The organism is Bacillus sp. MC1252 (assembly GCF_056838025.1).
Genome location: NZ_CM166369.1, coordinates 3,263,808 through 3,280,865, shown reverse-complemented (window position 1 = coordinate 3,280,865; position 17,058 = coordinate 3,263,808). Strand labels below are relative to the sequence as shown.

At 41.0% G+C, this 17,058-nt stretch carries 19 protein-coding genes and 1 pseudogene; 6 read left to right on the top strand and 14 right to left on the bottom strand.

Going from position 1 to position 17,058, the window contains the following annotated elements; all coding sequences use genetic code 11:
• Window positions 1–143 precede the first annotated feature (143 nt).
• The 4 genes from rpsN to ACYH0L_RS16905 form a co-directional block, all read right to left on the bottom strand.
• The gene (rpsN, locus tag ACYH0L_RS16920) at window positions 144–413 is read right to left on the bottom strand and encodes a 30S ribosomal protein S14 (protein ID WP_099726488.1); all 270 of its coding nucleotides are present in this window, start codon (window positions 411–413) and stop codon (window positions 144–146) included.
• A 16-nt stretch (window positions 414–429) separates the two neighbouring features.
• Window positions 430–1,626 carry a GTP-binding protein gene (locus tag ACYH0L_RS16915; RefSeq protein WP_230030626.1) on the bottom strand — a complete coding sequence of 399 codons (1,197 nt, stop codon included), beginning with the start codon at window positions 1,624–1,626 and terminating at the stop codon, window positions 430–432.
• Window positions 1,627–1,706: 80 nt separating this feature from the next.
• On the bottom strand, window positions 1,707–1,856 hold the full coding sequence (gene rpmG, locus ACYH0L_RS16910) for a 50S ribosomal protein L33 (RefSeq protein WP_003214771.1): 150 nt from the start codon (window positions 1,854–1,856) through the stop codon (window positions 1,707–1,709).
• Between the two features lie 144 nt (window positions 1,857–2,000).
• Window positions 2,001–2,423 carry a DUF5362 family protein gene (locus tag ACYH0L_RS16905; RefSeq protein WP_099726486.1) on the bottom strand — a complete coding sequence of 141 codons (423 nt, stop codon included), beginning with the start codon at window positions 2,421–2,423 and terminating at the stop codon, window positions 2,001–2,003.
• Window positions 2,424–2,948: 525 nt separating this feature from the next.
• Here ACYH0L_RS16905 and ACYH0L_RS16900 point away from each other — a divergent pair.
• Window positions 2,949–3,350, top strand: coding sequence for a hypothetical protein (locus ACYH0L_RS16900; protein ID WP_099726485.1), 402 nt, complete (start codon window positions 2,949–2,951; stop codon window positions 3,348–3,350).
• A 48-nt stretch (window positions 3,351–3,398) separates the two neighbouring features.
• Here ACYH0L_RS16900 and ACYH0L_RS16895 read toward each other — a convergent pair whose 3' ends face one another.
• Window positions 3,399–3,908: a thiol:disulfide interchange protein gene (locus ACYH0L_RS16895; protein WP_482354174.1), complete on the bottom strand. Its 510-nt coding sequence runs from the start codon at window positions 3,906–3,908 to the stop codon at window positions 3,399–3,401.
• A gap of 98 nt (window positions 3,909–4,006) precedes the next feature.
• Between ACYH0L_RS16895 and ACYH0L_RS16890 the strand changes: the two genes are divergently transcribed.
• Genes ACYH0L_RS16890 through ACYH0L_RS16880 form a run of 3 tightly spaced genes read left to right on the top strand, consistent with a single transcriptional unit; the run spans window position 4,007 to window position 6,892 of the window.
• A complete protein-coding gene (locus tag ACYH0L_RS16890; protein WP_256499070.1) occupies window positions 4,007–5,806 on the top strand; it encodes an ABC transporter ATP-binding protein in 1,800 nt (599 codons plus the stop codon).
• A gap of 1 nt (window position 5,807) precedes the next feature.
• Window positions 5,808–6,365 carry a MauE/DoxX family redox-associated membrane protein gene (locus ACYH0L_RS16885; RefSeq protein ID WP_256499069.1) on the top strand — a complete coding sequence of 186 codons (558 nt, stop codon included), beginning with the start codon at window positions 5,808–5,810 and terminating at the stop codon, window positions 6,363–6,365.
• Window positions 6,362–6,892, top strand: coding sequence for a TlpA family protein disulfide reductase (locus ACYH0L_RS16880; RefSeq protein WP_256499068.1), 531 nt, complete (start codon window positions 6,362–6,364; stop codon window positions 6,890–6,892). Before ACYH0L_RS16885 ends, ACYH0L_RS16880 begins: the two co-directional genes overlap by 4 nt.
• 213 nt (window positions 6,893–7,105) lie before the next feature.
• Here the strand turns inward: ACYH0L_RS16880 and ACYH0L_RS16875 are convergent, their stop codons facing one another.
• Window positions 7,106–7,615 carry a GNAT family N-acetyltransferase gene (locus ACYH0L_RS16875; protein ID WP_180275478.1) on the bottom strand — a complete coding sequence of 170 codons (510 nt, stop codon included), beginning with the start codon at window positions 7,613–7,615 and terminating at the stop codon, window positions 7,106–7,108.
• A gap of 116 nt (window positions 7,616–7,731) precedes the next feature.
• On the opposite strand from ACYH0L_RS16875, the gene spoIIQ reads away from it, so the two are divergent.
• Complete coding sequence (gene spoIIQ, locus ACYH0L_RS16870) at window positions 7,732–8,628, top strand: stage II sporulation protein SpoIIQ (protein WP_099726480.1); 897 nt, start codon at window positions 7,732–7,734, stop codon at window positions 8,626–8,628.
• Window positions 8,629–8,721: 93 nt separating this feature from the next.
• Here spoIIQ and ACYH0L_RS16865 read toward each other — a convergent pair whose 3' ends face one another.
• The 5 genes and pseudogenes from ACYH0L_RS16865 to ACYH0L_RS16845 form a co-directional block, all read right to left on the bottom strand.
• A complete protein-coding gene (locus ACYH0L_RS16865; protein WP_007497589.1) occupies window positions 8,722–9,069 on the bottom strand; it encodes a P-II family nitrogen regulator in 348 nt (115 codons plus the stop codon).
• 18 nt (window positions 9,070–9,087) lie between these two features.
• On the bottom strand, window positions 9,088–10,296 hold the full coding sequence (locus tag ACYH0L_RS16860) for an ammonium transporter (protein WP_099726479.1): 1,209 nt from the start codon (window positions 10,294–10,296) through the stop codon (window positions 9,088–9,090).
• Between the two features lie 192 nt (window positions 10,297–10,488).
• Complete coding sequence (locus tag ACYH0L_RS16855) at window positions 10,489–11,229, bottom strand: amino acid ABC transporter ATP-binding protein (RefSeq protein ID WP_283775099.1); 741 nt, start codon at window positions 11,227–11,229, stop codon at window positions 10,489–10,491.
• Between the two features lie 10 nt (window positions 11,230–11,239).
• Window positions 11,240–11,917, bottom strand: a complete 678-nt coding sequence (locus tag ACYH0L_RS16850) for an amino acid ABC transporter permease (RefSeq protein WP_099726477.1) — start codon at window positions 11,915–11,917, stop codon at window positions 11,240–11,242.
• A 41-nt stretch (window positions 11,918–11,958) separates the two neighbouring features.
• Window positions 11,959–12,845 (bottom strand): annotated as a pseudogene (locus ACYH0L_RS16845) (transporter substrate-binding domain-containing protein).
• A gap of 178 nt (window positions 12,846–13,023) precedes the next feature.
• On the opposite strand from ACYH0L_RS16845, the gene ACYH0L_RS16840 reads away from it, so the two are divergent.
• Window positions 13,024–14,412: an MFS transporter gene (locus ACYH0L_RS16840; protein WP_230030632.1), complete on the top strand. Its 1,389-nt coding sequence runs from the start codon at window positions 13,024–13,026 to the stop codon at window positions 14,410–14,412.
• Window positions 14,413–14,450: 38 nt separating this feature from the next.
• Here the strand turns inward: ACYH0L_RS16840 and ACYH0L_RS16835 are convergent, their stop codons facing one another.
• The 3 genes from ACYH0L_RS16835 to ACYH0L_RS16825 form a co-directional block, all read right to left on the bottom strand.
• Window positions 14,451–15,050: an undecaprenyl-diphosphatase gene (locus tag ACYH0L_RS16835; protein ID WP_099726475.1), complete on the bottom strand. Its 600-nt coding sequence runs from the start codon at window positions 15,048–15,050 to the stop codon at window positions 14,451–14,453.
• 111 nt (window positions 15,051–15,161) lie between these two features.
• Entirely contained in the window at window positions 15,162–16,349 is a 1,188-nt protein-coding gene (locus ACYH0L_RS16830) for an MFS transporter (protein WP_230030633.1), read from the bottom strand.
• Between the two features lie 15 nt (window positions 16,350–16,364).
• Window positions 16,365–16,778, bottom strand: coding sequence for a MarR family winged helix-turn-helix transcriptional regulator (locus tag ACYH0L_RS16825; protein WP_099726473.1), 414 nt, complete (start codon window positions 16,776–16,778; stop codon window positions 16,365–16,367).
• Between the last annotated feature and the right edge of the window lie 280 nt (window positions 16,779–17,058).

The following is a 17,058-nucleotide window of genomic DNA, read 5'->3' as shown; positions in this document are numbered from 1 at the left end:
ATAAAAAAACAGCAGAGGGTTCTGCTGTTTTTTAAAATGCTATTTTTTGCCTCAAAAACCGTAAGATAAGTGTGGAAAATAGATTTTCAATCATACTGCGCTGCTTTACTTTTACAGGAGCTGTGATAACATCGAATCAATCTTTACCAGCTCGATTTTTTCACTCCTGGGATATGGCCTTTATAAGCAAGCTCACGAAAAGCAATCCTAGACATTTTGAACTTCCGTAAGTAACCTCTAGGACGGCCCGTTAATTCACAGCGGTTTTTTAAGCGAGTGGGAGAGGAATCTCTAGGTAATTTCTGCAAAGCTTCATAGTCACCTTTTTCTTTTAACTCTTTCCTTAATTCCGCATATTTCAAAACAAGCTGCTGCCGCTTTTTTTCTTTAGCAATCTTTGATTTCTTTGCCATTTAAAACCCTCCTGGTTTAATTGTGTATTTTCCATTGAAAGGGGTCTTCAAACGTTGTCCAATCTTGATCAAATTCCTCAGGAGTGAGTAAGCATTGATCAAGTGTGCGAATGATATCTGCTTTAGGTAAGTCCACACCGATAAAAACCAGTTTAGTATGTCGATCGCCAAACTCTGCGTCCCACTCATCAAGAAGCTCTGGTTCCTGATTTAAAATCCGTGCTTTTTCTTGCTCGGACAAGGCATCAATCCAGTATGCAATAGGTTCAATTGCCACGGATTTTCCGGCTTGTGAAATTAAAATGGTTAAATCATTATGTGTGGCAAGCCATGTAAATCCTTTAGCGCGAACAATCTGCTCAGGCATCTGATCTAACCAATTATTCAGCCTGCCGGTATGAAAAGGGAGTCTTCTTTCATAAACAAATGATGAGATTTGGTATTCTTCTGTTTCCGGCGTATGCTGAGAATGTCCAGCGTTGATTTCTTTTATCCAGCCAGCAGAAGCACTGGATTTTTCAAAGTCGAATAAACCAGTATTCAAAATGTCGCTTGGCTGTACTTTACCTTTTGTGGTTCTTATGATAGTTGCTTCTGGTTGAAGTGTGGTTAGCACGTGCTCAAGTCGATCTAGTTCTGATGGTGATACAAGATCACATTTATTGATAATCAGCACGTCACAAAATTCAATTTGATCAATGAGTAAATCGGAAATTTCACGTTCATCATCATCGGAAACGGCTTCTTTACGATCTAATAGACTTTCTCCAGATTGGAAATCAGTCCAGAAACGGTTTGCATCTACCACTGTTACCATCGTGTCTAGCCGGCAAAAGCGTGTCAAGTCTATGCCCATTTCTTCATCGATGTAAGAAAAAGTTTGAGCGACAGGGATTGGTTCACTAATACCTGTTGACTCAATGACGATATAATCGATATTACCAGCCTTACAAAGGCGTTCTACTTCGATTAATAAATCCTCTCTCAATGTGCAGCAAATACAACCATTAGATAGTTCAACAAGTTTCTCATCTGATCGAGAGAGCTCGCCGCCTTGCTTGACTAATTCCGCATCAATATTAATTTCACTCATGTCATTTACAATAACAGCTACTTTTAATCCTTTACGATTTTGAAGAACATGATTTAATATCGTTGTTTTTCCCGCTCCTAAAAAGCCGCTTAATACTGTAACAGGTATTCGTTTATTCATTTGTTTCTGTCCTTTTGAAAATGCTCATTTTGTTTTCCGCCTCACTTAAAAGTAATCATTACGATTTAAAACTTAAAAAATTATTTTGTTTCTCTATGAAGGGTATATTTCTTTAATCGAGGAGAATATTTTTTTAATTCCAATCGGTCTGGATTTGTTCGTTTATTTTTTGTAGTGATATAGTTTCTGTCACCTGTTTCAGTACAGGCTAAGGTGATTTTCACACGCATAAGTGATATGATCCTCCTTTAATTCGTAATAGTTACGATTTGTATTTTAAAATGATAAAGGCTGATTGTCAAGCTTAGTATCAAATGATCAATGCCAAATCACAAAACAAAGGGGTATCGAATTTTAATTGATACCCCCATCCTTTAATAAAAGTCACCGAGTTCTTGTTCGTAATCACCTTCGTACTGCTGGACATCACTAGGGATCTCTTGGAGAAAGGCTAGTCCTCCTAGTACAAGCATCAAAATGATGGCGATGAATGAGAGAATGACTGCGGCAATACTTGAAATGGCGAACAGTGTCTGCATTTTCATCATCTTAGCATATTGTTCTAACAAGTCTTCGTAAGAAGTATCAGGAGCTTGAATCAATTGTTCAGCTGCTTTCACAGATTTTTGTACATGTATCCCCATCATAATGAGGAAAACGCCAAGGGCAGCAGGAAGAACAAGCCAAAACCCAATAAGGATCGAAAGTCCACCTGAAATATAGAGAAAGATACTACCAACTTTTCCCCACTTTGCTATTGAATGAAGAGATTGAATGATTTTTTCAGTTTGTTGCAATCGTGTTCACTCCTTTATGTATTCACTCTTTATCATACTTGAGCAAGTAGTACTTTAGGAAGAGTGAATGTTGAACAATTAAATATGTTTTATCTTCACTTTACTATTTATGGATAAATAAATTATTTTCAAATAAGAAAAAAGTAACATTTACTATGATTTTTAACGACAAATTATGTCATAAATAAGGATAGTAGTTAAAAATAATTAGTAAAAATATCAAAATATGTTGTTAGTTGTCTTTAGATTGGTTATTATTGTGTTGTATTACCATAAAAATTGGAAGGTGGAATTTATATGTTAGATCGGTTTTTAAACAAAATGACCAATGTTCAACCTGCAGCTGCTAGATGCATTTTGCAAAAATTAGTAACTTCTTGCAAATCAGCACCAACTTGTTTCCTTCAAGGTGTTGGAACTTTCCGTTACTACGTGGATCGTGACACAGGTGAGATTTGTACTAGCCAAGAACGCGTTAGATGCGGCTGCTAAATCTAGGTATCTTATTTAATAGGATGTGAACGCATGAGCATATCTTCAATTTCATTCTTAACAGATGCTATGCAGACGTCGAACAGTCGTCAAGCGGGCCAGACATCAAATTCTTTTTTAACCCAAGCTGCGCAAATTGTTCAAGGCGACCATTCTCCAGAAGAGAGAAAGGCATTATTTCAACAACTGACTTTAGTTCAGCAAGGAAAAGATTTAGAGCTTCATGTTTCTAAATTAAAGGAACTAGAGGAAGAGGTTCAAAAAGAGGGGTCTTCTTCGTCCGTTACTGTGAATCAGCACGGTGATCAAGTAGACATTTCAAATGAAGCTCGCAGTGAGTTTGAACAAGCTGAGGAACAAGCATCAGCTTCAGGTGAAGCTAGTGAAATCGCTACAGGGGAAAAAGATAAGGATGTTCAGCCAAATCCACAATAATAAATAATGAGGCGTGTGTTTGATACTCTTCACATGCCTCATTTATCTTTATTTTGCAGGCAACCTTGAATAAAGACCATCCGGAAAAGGTGCCGCATATGAGATTGTTTCATCGTCTTCTACCATGATGTAATATGGAAACTCTTGAATCTGGAATGCCTCTATCAATTGCTCATCTACCGGGATAATTCGCATGTTGGTTTGGTTATCACGATATAATTCTTGATCCTTTTCTTGCCCATTCTTTAACAAGATACTAAATGAGACGTTTAATTTACGCTGTTCTTTCGTTTCTAGGAATTGTTCAAGTGACGGGATGCAGTGCGGACATGCTGTGTCAGTGAAAATAAGTAATTGCTGCATTTGACTTGTTTGCAGCAGATCATTCATATGAATGGGTGATGGTTGTTCGAGAAGCGGATGCACAAGTTTTTGTCCAACATGTTGAATAGGTAAGATGATCAGCTTCATCTGATGTTTTAAATAAGTGATGACTCCGACAGTTAATAAAAGACTGCAAAGAATAAGAGTGAGCTGTAAAAGTAAGATTGAATTCATCGTATATCGTCCTCTCAGAGTGAAGTTACGCAAAGCTATCATAATACAAATATCAAAAATATGTCAATTATACTAAATGGTGTAAGGTGGAGCATTTGATGAGTACAGTAAACCATTGTTTATATGCAATCTCCTATACTTGGAAAAGAAGTCGTTCTTATCTTCTTTTAACCTTGTTGGTCCAAGTGATCGTTGGTTTTATGCCCTTGGCTAGCGTCTGGATTATTCAAACATTGATTAATGAAATTATTTTATTTATGACTTCTTCAGGAGACATCCAAAAGGTTTTGTGGTTATTTGGGTTGCAAATGGTCATTGTGGTTTTAGGATATGGGCTTCAGTTCATTCTTCAGCTTAGTCAGCAGAAAGCGACAAATCTGATTGGTTTGCATTTGAAGGGTGAATTGCTTCAGAAGGCGATAAGGCTTCCGTTTATTACGTTTGAACACCCGTCTTTTTATAATGAAAGTCAACGTGTGATGAACAGTCATCAGCACGTTCTGAGTATGGTCAGGAGTATTTTCACAATCATGAGCGCGTTGATTACTGTTGTATCACTTCTCATTTACATGGTCGGTATCCACTGGGGCTTGGCGGTCATTCTGATCGTGTTTACCCTGCCTGTCTTGTGGATTGAACTTTTTTTTGGAGGTGCGCGTTATCAATTAAACCGCATGTTAACTGCCAATGATCGAAGAGAAATGTATGTGTCCGATCTTGTAGCACAAAGAGATTCTCTGAAGGAAATACGTTTATATGGAATAGGGAATTATCTTCTTCAAAAATGGAAAGGTCATTATGTAAAAAGTGCAGATGAGAAATATAAATTGCTTAAACGACAAGTCCGCTGGGAGATGGCGGGCGGATTGCTCATGACCTTTGCCTATGTGTGCTGCGGTCTTTTTATTGTCTTTCTTATTTTCCAAAAAAAAATCGCGGCGGGGACGTTTGTCGCTGTGCTGCAAGCTGTACAAAACATTCAAAGTGGTTTTCAAGATTTAACGAGGGAATTCTCTAGTTTATATGAAACGAGTCTTTATGTTGATGAAATGAGAACTTTTCAAAAGAGAGAAGAGGAAATTCATGAACAGTCAGAAAGTGCAGCATCGCTTCGGAGGATCGAGCATATTCAGTCCATCACACTAGAAAATCTCTCTTTTACTTATCCGAATATGAAAACGCCTGCTATTGAGCATATACATTTTCATATCAATAAAGGTGAACGTATAGCATTAGTCGGGGATAACGGATCAGGTAAAACCACCTTGATCAAATGTTTGACCGGCTTATACGATCCAGATCAGCCGAATATGCAGAAAGTCAATGGTGAGTCTATTTCCACCATTCATAAAAGGTCATATCATGCTAGAATGTCTGTTCTTTTTCAAGATTTTATGAAGTACGAATTCACTGTGAAAGAAAACATTGGGTTTGGCCGTATCGACGATATAGATGAGGAAGAGCGAATGATTTTAGCTGCGCGGCAAGCAGGTATAGAAAAAAGAATCAATCAAATGGAAGAAACGTATGATGCGCAGCTTGGCCGCTTTTTTGAAGAAGGCCATGAACTGTCTGGTGGACAATGGCAAAAGCTTGCGATGGCGAGAACCTTTTTTAGAGAGAGTGATTTTATCATTTTAGATGAACCAACTTCTGCTCTCGACCCACTGTCGGAGATTTCACTCATTCGAAAGTTATTCGATCATACGCAGGATCAAGGTGTTTTGTTTATTACACATCGTATGGGAGCGGCCCGCTTAGCAGACCGTATTATCGTTATGAAAGATGGTGCTTTCGTCGAAGAGGGGAACCATGATGAGCTTATGACGCTAAACGGAGAGTACAAAAGGCTTTACGAGGCACAATCTCAACTATTTCAACAAAAGGAGATGGTGTAAGGTGAGTGTCTTTTATTTCATAGGTGTCTATCTACTAGGAATCATTTTTGCAGGTGCATGGCTGGATAAAGTGAGAAAACAGACGGAGCATGTGCAGCAGATGAATGCTTATCGGCTGATGCCTCCATCTTTCGCAGCACCAATGTTTTATTTATTTTTGTCTGTTGAACTGGTTTGTACTGTTCATTTGTTCATTTGGAACATGTCTCTCGTACCTGCGATTGGTCTTACAGCACTTTTATGTATCTATACTGGAGCGGTCACGTTCAATTTATTGAGAGGGCATCGTGATATTTCGTGCGGCTGTGGAGGTCTTCTTGAAAATGAACGCCTTCATTGGGGGATTGTGATTCGAAATGTGCTGATGCTGGCTCTTGTACTGGGGTTATTTTATGTGCATTCCTATGTAGTGACGATTCCATGGCACTTCAAAATCATTTGTTTTCTAATTGCAGTGGCTGTCTGTTTCATCATAGCGGTCAGTCAAGAAATCATGTTATTCAAGCGAAAGTGGATCAATCAATTTGGATCAATTATAGAAGGAGATAAAATGAAATGACAGATATTTTATTAATCATTGTGTTATTGATTGTCATTGCTCAGCTGGCTGTGGTGTTTCTGCTTGCCCGTTTTATCGGGAAATTTATGAATAAAATAAAAACCCTTGATGGGATTGAGTTGAAGGAAGCAGAAGTGGGTGATCCGGCCCCGCTATTTCGAAACTATACGCATTTAGGGGAAAAGGTGATTTTAAAGGAATATTTGCAAAGCGGGAGAGCCGTGATGCTGTTATTTGTGAATTCTACTTGTATGACGTGCAAAAGCATTTTGGCTGATATGCAGCAGCAGATCTCTAGTGATGATGCTCAGTTCATTTTTATTAATGGAGATGAACAAGCGGATGATGCGTCGCTTCTTCAATTGCTGCCGGATCAAGCCGTTTATATGCGCTCTTCACAAATCATGGAGCTGTATGGGGTAACTGTTGTCCCGCAAGCGATTCTCATTGATGAACACGGAATCATCCTGCAAAGAAAATCTCTTCAAAATGCGAAACAGTTTGAACAGCTGTTGCACGTTTCATAAAAAAGCGTCTTTTTGATTTAGAGACGCTGCAACGTGTAGACAAACCCTCGCATTCGCCCGCAGTCCTGCGTGCCGGAGCTTACGAATGTCAAATTCGCTCCGCTGCGTCCTAGATTTCAAAGGTTTTCTATCACGCTGAAGAGAAGACAAAGGGCTAAAATACACATCATTTTAGCCCTTTGTCAACAATCTGAATGGTTAGAGATACTGGTTTTATAATTCTTTTCCTAGTATATCTAAATCGTACCTGCTGCCGTCCATTTCTGCGATGCGTGGCAGGTGTCCCCAAGTCTCAAAGCCGTGTTTTTTAAATAGTCGAATGCTGGCTTCGTTGTGCCCGAAAATAAAGGCAAGCAATGTTCGGATGCCTAATGAGGGCGCCAATTCAATGGCCTCTTGTAAGAAAAGCGATCCTAAGCCTTTTCCTCGATAGTCTTGGTTCAAATAAATACTCAATTCAACGGTTCCGTTGTATGCAGGTCTGCCGTAAAATGTTTCAAAGCTGAGCCAGCCATAGATATTTCCTTCTTCATCTGTTTTTACATAGAGAGGTCTTTTCTCTGAATGATTCAAAAACCATTGCCTGCGGTCTTCAACTGTAACAGGTTCTGTATCGGCGGTCGCTTCTCTTGAAGCAATGGTTGAATTGTAGATATCGACGATCGCTTTGAGGTCATCTTCTGTTGCAATGCGGTTGAAAGTTTTCACAATAAAGTCCCCCATCTTTTTTTCATTCATCATACATATTATCGATGCGATTGCGCAAAATAAAAAGAAAAATGATTTCGTGTGTATATATTTTTTGAAAAGTGTTCAGAATGTTGCTGAGGTGATGAAAAATGAGAGAGGAAGAAAAGAAACGTACTTCCAAAATCACAAAAGTTCAGCAATTTTTCCGTAAGCGCTGGGTATTCCCTGCTATTTACTTGGTCAGCGCAGCGGTCGTGTTAACAGCAGTTCTTTGGTATCAAGCTGTATCAAAAGATGTGAAAGATCAACTATCTGATGGAAATCAAGCAGGACAAGAACAGCGTGATGATGCCGTTGAAGTTGGAAAGCCAATTGAAAATGTTGCAATGCCGGTCCAGAATTCTGATAATGTTTCTGTCGTGAAAAAGTTCTATGAAGCAGATGCTGATCAAAAAGAAAAAGAAGCAGCACTTGTAAACTATAATAACACCTATACCTTAAGCAAAGGTATTGATCTTGCAGATAAAGATGGCAAAGTGTTTGATGTCACAGCTGCTCTTAGTGGAACAGTGGTTCAAGCGAAAAAAGATCCAGTTCTCGGTCATGTCGTTGAAATTGAACATGAAGATGGATTGTCAACTGTTTATCAATCGTTGTCGCAAGTGAGTGTAAAAGAAGGCGATGAAGTGAAGCAGAATGATGTTATCGGTGCTTCAGGTAAAAATCTTTATGGTGCTGAAAGCGGTAACCATGTCCATTTTGAAATTCGTATGGAAGGTTTAGCTCTCAATCCACTTAGCTTCATTGATAAGCCCGTTTCTACTATTGAAAAAGCAGCACAAGAAGTGACGGAAGAAGCAAAAGAACCTGCTCAGCCAAAGGCTGATGAAAAAACGAAGGAACCTGCTGCTGAAGATAAGGCCAAAGAGCCTGCTGGAGAAAAATCTGAAGAAAAGTCTGATGAGAAGGGGAAATCCTCTGATCAAGAAAAGTCTTCAGATTCCTCTAAAGACAGCAGTCAGTTAGAAGAAACAAAACAATCTTAATGTCTTGCAAGATCCTCTGTGTAGATGACTACACAGAGTTTTTTTCTGTCTTAAAAAGATCCTCCGCCACGCGGCGGAGGATGTACTATAAGGCTATAAGGCGGCAGGTCCTTCTTCACCTGTTCGGATGTTAATTGTATTTTCTATTTCATATATAAATATTTTCCCATCCCCTGGTTCGCCTGTGCGAAGTACTTTTTGTGCTGTTTCAACGACCTGTTCGACAGGTACCTTGCTCAGGACGATTTCGATCTTTAATCGTTCGTACACGTTGCTTTCCTTTTTGACGCCGCGGTATAGCTCTGTATGTCCCTTTTGTAAGCCGCAGCCGTGCACATTTGAAAAGGTAATAGAGGTGACACCAATCTTTCCAAGCTCCACCTTTAATGTTTCAAAATTAGCTGGACGTGTGACAATCTCCACTTTATACATTTTGCTCATCGAGACACCCCTTTTTCTTTAATCTTGATATGCTTTTTCGCCGTGCATGGTTAAATCAAGACCCACTGATTCTTCTTCTTCGGTTGCTCGAATCTTGAAGAAGATATTGACGACTTTGATGATCACGTATGTTACAACAGCAACAAAGGCGTAAGTGGCAACAATGGCGACAACTTGCTTCCAAAGTAAGCTTGGATCTCCGTAAAATAAGCCATTGGCTCCGCCATCATTGACAGAGGTTGTTGCGAAAAGTCCTGTTGCAATGCCTCCCCAAGTACCACCAATTCCATGAAGGCCGAATGCATCAAGGGCATCATCATAGCCGAATTTGGCTTTGAGGGAGAAGACTCCCCAGAAACAGACGATCCCGCCAATGATTCCTATAATAATAGAAGCAAATGGAGTAACAAAGCCTGCGGCAGGTGTAATGGCGACAAGACCTGCAATGGCTCCAGAGATGGCGCCAAGCATTGTTGGTTTTTTGTTGATCATCCACTCGACTAACAGCCAGCCGATGATTCCTGCGGCAGCTGCTGTATTGGTGTTAATAAAGGCAAACATGGCGACGCTGTCTAACGTCAGGGCGCTCCCAACGTTAAAACCAAACCAGCCAAACCAGATGACAGCTCCGCCAAGAAGTGTGTAGATCAAGTTATGCGGGGAAGAACTTGCTGCTTCTTTTCGCTTCCCAAGAACAATTGCAATGATTAGACCGGCAACACCGGATGAGATGTGAACCACGTTTCCTCCAGCGAAGTCAAGCGCGCCCATTTCTCCAATCCAACCACCGCCCCATACCCAGTGTGCGACTGGCGCGTATACAAATGTGACCCAAAGGAGTGTAAACACGATCACTGCCGAGTAACGAATACGTTCGGCAAAGGCACCTGAGATGATGGCTGTTGTTAAGACGGCAAAGGTCATTTGGAACATCATGAACAATGAATGTGGGATGGTATCGCTATATGAACCAGGCTCAAAGCCCACGCCTTTTAACCCAACCCATTCAAAGCCCCCGATCCATGCATTGCCTGGCGCAAAAGCCAAGGAATAGCCAAACACGATCCAGACGATCGAGACGATGGCCAGTGATGTTAAGCTGTGCATTGTTGTACTTAACACGTTTTTACTTCTCACAAGTCCCCCGTAGAATAAAGCTAAACCCGGTGTCATTAACCACACGAGTAGTGTGCAGAAGAACATAAATACTGTATCACCCATTTGCATGCTGCATTCCCCCGAATCATTCAGAATTAATTGATTTCTTAATTCTTCATTATAGAGAGAAAAGTCACATATAACATATACATGTAAGTTTATCTAACATGGTTTTTGGTTATGTTCAATATAAATGGATGAAACGTTCGTAAAAAATGAGAAAAAACGTGCGTTGATCACGAAAAATAAAGGTCGTTTGACCTATAAAATGGAGCTGAGAAACAGTTTGGTTCGCTCCTCTTGAGGGGAATCGAACAATTCCGATGGGATCCCTTCTTCGACGATACGTCCTTCGTGCATATAGACGACACGATCGGCGACTTCTTTTGCAAAGCCCATTTCATGTGTAACTATGACCATTGTCATGCCTTCTTTTGCGAGGCTTTTCATGGTTTGCAGCACCTCGCCTACAAGCTCTGGGTCAAGGGCAGACGTAGGCTCGTCAAATAACATGACATCAGGTTTCATGGCGAGAGACCGTGCAATGGCAACACGCTGCTTTTGGCCGCCTGATAGTTTAGAAGGATACACCTTGGCTTTATCCGCAAGTCCGACTTTTTCTAACAAGACTTTGGCTTCAGCGATGGCATGTGCTTTCTTTGTTTTCTTCACCATCAAAGGCGCTTCGATGATGTTTTCAAGCACAGTTTTGTGCGGAAAGAGATTAAAATGCTGAAACACCATGCCTATTTTTTGTCTCATTTCGTTTAGTTGATCACGCTTTGGTTGAACAGGGCTGCCATCGATGATGATCTGACCGTCATTTTTTATTTCTAAAAAGTTCATACAGCGGAGCAAGGTGCTTTTTCCAGAGCCGCTCGCCCCAATTAAGACGACGACATCATTTTCATACACGGTGAGATCGATATCCTTTAAGACATGAAGATTCCCGAAGTATTTATTGAGTTTTTCAACACGAATGATTTCCTTTGATTCTGTCATGCTTCTCCTCCTAATGGTCACTGACTGAAAGTTTCTTCTCAAAGGTTTGGACAGCGAATGTTAACAGCAGGACAAGAACTAAGTAATAGACAGCCACAACAAGTAAATACGTCATATTGTCAAAGCTGTTGGAGCCTTGAGTGGTGGCTACGTTAAATAGTTCATTGACGCTGATAAAGGCGGCAAGTGATGAGTCTTTTAACCCGATAATGAACTGATTACCGAGAGGGGGAAGGGCGCGCCGCATCGCTTGCGGGAGAATGATACGTCTCATGGTTAAAAAGCGGCCCATTCCAAGAGAACGTCCTGCCTCTTTTTGACCTTGGTCGATTGATTGGATGGCGCCTCTGAATATCTCTGCTATATAGGCACCATTATGAAAGGCAAGTGCAATGGAAGCAGCCCAGAAGTCAGGTATATTTAATTCCGTGAGTCCAAAATATAGGATAAAGATTTGCACAATCAGTGGTGTTCCGCGTACAAGAAAGATATAGGCATTGGCGATATATCCGAAAATCGCGACGCGGGATATTTTCAGTAAAGCAAAGAAGAGCCCAATGAACATACCGATGAAGATGCTGATCACAGTTAGTTGTAAGGTGAGCAGCATCCCCTCTAAGAAAATGCCTCTAGAATCAATCAGCGTCTGAAAAAAGTGTGATAGGGTAGGCAAAATAATCATCTCCATTTGAAGAAAGTGCGCCTGGAAAAGGGCGCACAATCGTGGTTTTAATCCTGTTTAACGGTAATATCTTCGTCAAAATACTTTTCGCTAATTTGTCTTAATGTTCCGTCTTTTTTTAGTGCATCAATCGCATCGTTGATCTCTTCTATGAGCTGTTTATTCTCTTTTGACACAGCGATTGCTTGCTCACTTTGTCCGAGTCTTTCCTGCGCTTCGATTTTTAATTTTTTCTTCATGGCTTCTGCACCTGTGGCAAAATCAGTCACGACCGCATCGTGTTTTCCGTTGGCTAGTGCTTCTAAAGCGACCACATCACTATCGTAATATTTTGGTTCCTGCCCGCTATGTTCTTTCGCAATATCAGCGTAGGACGAGCCTTTTGATACAGCGATTTCTTTGTCTTTTAAGTCATCAGCACTTTGAATGTCTGCTCCAGGTCTTGTGAAGATTTGCGGACCGGAATAGTAGTAGGGTTTAGAAAAAAGGACGTGTTTTTTTCGTTCCTCATTGATGGTATGACTCGCAACTGCCGCATCAAATTTCCCTGCTTTCACGCCTTCGACAATACCTGCGAATTTATATTTTTTCTGTACAGGCTCGAGACCGAGCTTGTCGCTAATCGCGTTGCCTACATCGATATCAAAGCCGGACATCTCGTTTCCATCCATGTAACTGAATGGGTGAAATTCCCCTGATGCTGCAAAAACAAATTTTCCATCTTCCAAAATCGGCGACCCTTTCGCTGTAGAATTACGTTTATCTCCGTTCCCATTTGTTTCATCTGAACCACACGAAGACAGAAGTAATACTGCAACCGAAAAAAGGGCTGGGACCCAAAACCGTCTTTTTTTAATAATATGCTTCTCCTCCTTTTCAGCCGTTCTCCTATAAGGAGAAAGTAGGCTTTCAAACACGAAATGAATATTACCATCTCTTCCTCATATTCTCAATTTTGTATGTGCTTTTCTAAGGTGCTCCCTTTTTAAAATGTATGTCTTGCTGTTCCAAGAGAGAACTTGAATTGATAAGGGTAAAAAAGGGAAATGAATCTCATAATAACGGAAGGATAGGCAAAGAACATGGCATATAACAAAGAGGGGGGTCGGTGTATGAACAAGTGGAGAGACAACCGAAAGGTCTTTTTGACCGCTATTGCCTTTGGAACGATGTTAAATCCACTGAATTCCTCGATGATTTCTTTGGCCTTGCATCAAATTCAGCATGAGTTTGGTTTGTCGTTTACGACCGTATCCTGGCTCATTTCAACTTTTTATTTAGCCAGTGCGGTGACGCAGCCGGTGAGCGGCCGGATTGGGGATCATGTGATGAGCCGGAGAACATTATTTTTATTTGGGTTGGCTCTCGTGGCCATTTCGGCCATTTGTGCCCCTTTTGCCCCGACTTTTGCGGTGCTGATTGTGATCCGGCTGTTGCAGGCGATTGGAAGTAGTGCCATTTATCCTTCGGGTGTTGGACTCATTCGGGATCATATTAAGGAAAGACAGGGATCGGCATTAGCGGTATTGTCCATTTTTGCTTCAGCGATGACAGCACTCGGACCGACGCTTGGCGGGTTTTTGATGACAATCGGCGGCTGGCCGGCTATCTTTTTAGTGAATCTGCCTTTTATTCTGATTAGTTTCTTTCTTGGGCTATCTTTGTTTCCGAAGGAGCAGAAGAAGAGAAAGCTCCGCATAGGAGAGACTGTACGAAAGCTCGATTTGCCAGGGATGCTTCTTTTTACAGCTTGTATTGTACTCCTGCTTTCATTTTTATTATCACTTGCAGATGGTATTCAGTATGTACAGGGCATTCTTTGTCTCCTGAGTGCAGGTGCTTTTATCTGGTGGGAATATCAGGTGGATGAACCGTTTATTCAAATTCGGATGTTTCGCAAGGAGAAGCGGCTGTCATTTGTGTATGTGCAATTTATCATCTTAAATATTTTTTTCTATTGTCTCTTTTTTGGTTTGCCGAGTTATTTCCAAGATGAATTAGGCTGGCGTGTGGAGATGACGGGTCTTTTTATGCTGTGTATGTCTGGGGTGAGCATCATTGTGTCGCCGCTGACAGGAAAGTGGGTGGATCGCGGGGATGAACGACATCCGATTTTAGCAAGCACAGTATTGATGCTGGGTGGAGCTTCTGCGATGACATTCTTTTTTATTCCTGCGCCCTTATGGGGGAAAGGAGTGGTTCTTGCGTTACTTGGACTTAGTTACGGCATTGGAAATGTGGCGCTTCAAGCTGCAATGCTAAAAGCGAGTCCTCAGCAAATGATTGGTACATCCTCCGGGCTTTTTCAAACATGCCGGTACCTTGGTTCCATTCTGTCATCTGCCGTGCTTGGCATGCTGTTTGGTGAGGAAATCGCTGGTTCACATTTTGAGCAGTTAGGGTGGACGTTAATCATCATTTCTCTTATTGGCATTGGCGTAAGTCTTTATTTTTCAAATATGGTCAGAGGGAGACAGCCCATAAAAAAAGCGGCCGGATAAAGTGGAAGAAGAATCTTCATCACTTTATCGCAAGCCGCTTAAGAATTGGACAGGTCAGAGCCCTGATCCTTTTGCTTCCTTCTGAATATTTTCCCCATCATTGTCTCATAGAACGTCACGATGCGATCAATTGGAGAGTCAAAGAACTTCCATAATTTATTCATGATAAAGACAACCACAATCGATACGACCAAGCTGCCTAAGACATCAAGTGGATAATGGTGCCCGACCCAGATGCGGGAGAACCCTGTAAGTAATCCAAAGACGAGCAAAATGTTGCCGAGCTTTTTATTACGGGATCTAATGGCTAATGAAAGAGCCAGTGCGCCTGTTGTATGGTCACTTGGGAAGGAAGCATCTGCTGAGTGCGGGATGAGTGTGTCGACTTTATGCGCCACAAACGGCCGCTCTTCATAATAAAACAGTGTAATAGCAAAATTGACGATGAGTGCCACGATGCCTGTTACACCGGAGAAGAAGACATGTTTCTTAAATTTGTGATTACCTAAAAACCAGCATATCAATAAGACAAGGGCATACACAAGAATGGCCTTTTTCGTAATGAAAATCATGGCCTGATCTAAAAACTCAGAATGATGAGCCATCCCGTGTATGACTTTAAACAATTCGTAATTCAAAACATCACCTATACCTTCGCTTAACGCCAACTATTTTTCAAACAAGCCTGTATGCTTTATTTGAAATATCCTATATTTTAGCATGTTTCCGGTGAAGTTTAAAACAGAATCCTATTCTGATAGTGAGACCTTTTGTGCTTTTGCTTCTTGGGGTTTTCGTTCGCTCCAGTAAAAAACGCCCATGCTTAGCAAGACAACGATGCCTGCAATGAGATACACATTTGAGAAGTCTGTGAAGCTGACAAGAAGACCAAATACAAATGAACCAGCAGCAATGCCAGTATCATATAGTGTAAAGAAAGTGGCCGTTGCATAGCCCGTACGGTGAGCTGGAGAGTGCTGAATCGCTAGTGTTTGCAAACAAGGCACCAAAGATCCATAGCCAAGGCCAATCACAGCGCCTGATAAAAGAAGCATTGTCGCTGAATGTGTAGCCGTCAGCATCCATAAACCTATTGCAAAAAGGGCAATGGATGGATAGATCACAATGTGAGGTCCTACTCGGTCAAAAAGTCTGCCTGTAAACGGACGTGATCCAAGCATCGCAGCCGCAAAAACAATGAAAAAATAACTGCTTGCATCCATCAGATGAAGTGAATTGGCATAAACTGAAATAAATGAAATGATTGGCGAATAACAGAAGGAAATAATGATTCCGACTGCCGCTGTTTTTAATGCACCTTTTTCAAACAGGTGAGAAAAAGTGAATCGAAAGACGACGCTTCCTCCGTTTTCGGGCTCTGGCTGTCTAATCATGATAGTAAAAGCTGCTCCGATGGTCACGATGATGGAAAAGAGAAGGAATAAGGAATGGAATCCTACTTTTCCTACTTGATTCAGTGCGATAAACGGACCAATGACCACTGCGAGGTTCATTGACATCACAAAGTATCCTAAGCCTTCCCCGCGTTTGTTTTTCGGGATCATATCGGCAGCAATGGCACTCGCTACTGTCGTCAAAATGCTAAAAAAGATTCCTTGTACAAAACGCAGCATGAGCAGCGGTTGGAATTGATCAATCGGAATGTATAAATAAGTGAGTAAGGCAAAAGCCGTTGAAGAGAAAATTGCCATGCGTTTTTTGCCGAATTTCTCAATAATGGCTCCGGAAAACGGTCTCGTCACAATGGCGGATAATAAGAAGACCGTCACAAGGAGTCCGCCCTGTGTTTCTGTTCCATTTAGTTCATCCATTGTGTAAATGGGCAACAATGTCAAAAGGGCATAAAAAGAGGTGAATGTAAATAAATTCACCAGGACAATCATGATAAAGTCTCTCGTCCAAATGCGTTCGTTCATGATGTATGTCACTTCCTATTCAGTTGATAATTTGTGTAAAAGGGTATGGAGGAGTTGTTTTTCTTCGTAGGTAAAGTCTGAAAGACATTCTTCTTCAAATTGTTCTATCGTGTGCTTAATTTCTTCAAATCGAGCTTTTGCATCATCTGTCATCACGATGAGATTTTCACGTTTGTCTTTTCCTTGTACGCGCTTCACCCAGCCGTTTGCTTCTAGACGGGTGACGGTTCTGGTAATGGTTGGTGCTTCGACGTTCAAATATGTCCAAATGTCTTTTTGTGTTTTCGGGCCGAATGTATCCAAACAAAAAAGTACAGTCCACTGGGACATGTACAAGTCATAAGCAGCAAGCGCTTCGTTCGCCTTTTTAGACAGCAGCCTGGCGCTTTGATGTATTTGATGTAAACACTCTCTGTTTAACGTATCCATATGCTCACCTTTATTAAATATTTATCTAGGTAAATAAATTCACCTTTTCTATTTTACGTGCTTGATCCATGCTTGTAAAGTGAAAATTTTCGCCACCCGAAATGAATTTTTTATTTTGCCTTTTCTGATAAATCCCTTGTCCCATCTTCATTTTTAGCATATTCCCTATGCAATGCTAATACACTGTTACAAACCTGACAAAGAGAGTGTTTGAGGTGAGGGATCGTGTTTGGCATTTACTACCTAATGGATGAGAAATTACGACGAACAAGCGCTGCTA

What these genes read in the sequence shown, in the direction of transcription:
- rpsN (WP_099726488.1), bottom strand. Translation starts at nt 413, where the DNA reads ATGGCAAAGAAATCAAAGATTGCTAAAGAAAAAAAGCGGCAGCAGCTT.
- ACYH0L_RS16915 (WP_230030626.1), bottom strand. Translation starts at nt 1,626, where the DNA reads ATGAATAAACGAATACCTGTTACAGTATTAAGCGGCTTTTTAGGAGCG.
- rpmG (WP_003214771.1), bottom strand. Translation starts at nt 1,856, where the DNA reads ATGCGTGTGAAAATCACCTTAGCCTGTACTGAAACAGGTGACAGAAAC.
- ACYH0L_RS16900 (WP_099726485.1), top strand. Translation starts at nt 2,949, where the DNA reads ATGAGCATATCTTCAATTTCATTCTTAACAGATGCTATGCAGACGTCG.
- ACYH0L_RS16895 (WP_482354174.1), bottom strand. Translation starts at nt 3,908, where the DNA reads ATGAATTCAATCTTACTTTTACAGCTCACTCTTATTCTTTGCAGTCTT.
- ACYH0L_RS16890 (WP_256499070.1), top strand. Translation starts at nt 4,007, where the DNA reads ATGAGTACAGTAAACCATTGTTTATATGCAATCTCCTATACTTGGAAA.
- ACYH0L_RS16880 (WP_256499068.1), top strand. Translation starts at nt 6,362, where the DNA reads ATGACAGATATTTTATTAATCATTGTGTTATTGATTGTCATTGCTCAG.
- ACYH0L_RS16875 (WP_180275478.1), bottom strand. Translation starts at nt 7,615, where the DNA reads ATGGGGGACTTTATTGTGAAAACTTTCAACCGCATTGCAACAGAAGAT.
- spoIIQ (WP_099726480.1), top strand. Translation starts at nt 7,732, where the DNA reads ATGAGAGAGGAAGAAAAGAAACGTACTTCCAAAATCACAAAAGTTCAG.
- ACYH0L_RS16865 (WP_007497589.1), bottom strand. Translation starts at nt 9,069, where the DNA reads ATGAGCAAAATGTATAAAGTGGAGATTGTCACACGTCCAGCTAATTTT.
- ACYH0L_RS16860 (WP_099726479.1), bottom strand. Translation starts at nt 10,296, where the DNA reads ATGCAAATGGGTGATACAGTATTTATGTTCTTCTGCACACTACTCGTG.
- ACYH0L_RS16855 (WP_283775099.1), bottom strand. Translation starts at nt 11,229, where the DNA reads ATGACAGAATCAAAGGAAATCATTCGTGTTGAAAAACTCAATAAATAC.
- ACYH0L_RS16850 (WP_099726477.1), bottom strand. Translation starts at nt 11,917, where the DNA reads ATGGAGATGATTATTTTGCCTACCCTATCACACTTTTTTCAGACGCTG.
- ACYH0L_RS16840 (WP_230030632.1), top strand. Translation starts at nt 13,024, where the DNA reads ATGAACAAGTGGAGAGACAACCGAAAGGTCTTTTTGACCGCTATTGCC.
- ACYH0L_RS16830 (WP_230030633.1), bottom strand. Translation starts at nt 16,349, where the DNA reads ATGAACGAACGCATTTGGACGAGAGACTTTATCATGATTGTCCTGGTG.
- ACYH0L_RS16825 (WP_099726473.1), bottom strand. Translation starts at nt 16,778, where the DNA reads ATGGATACGTTAAACAGAGAGTGTTTACATCAAATACATCAAAGCGCC.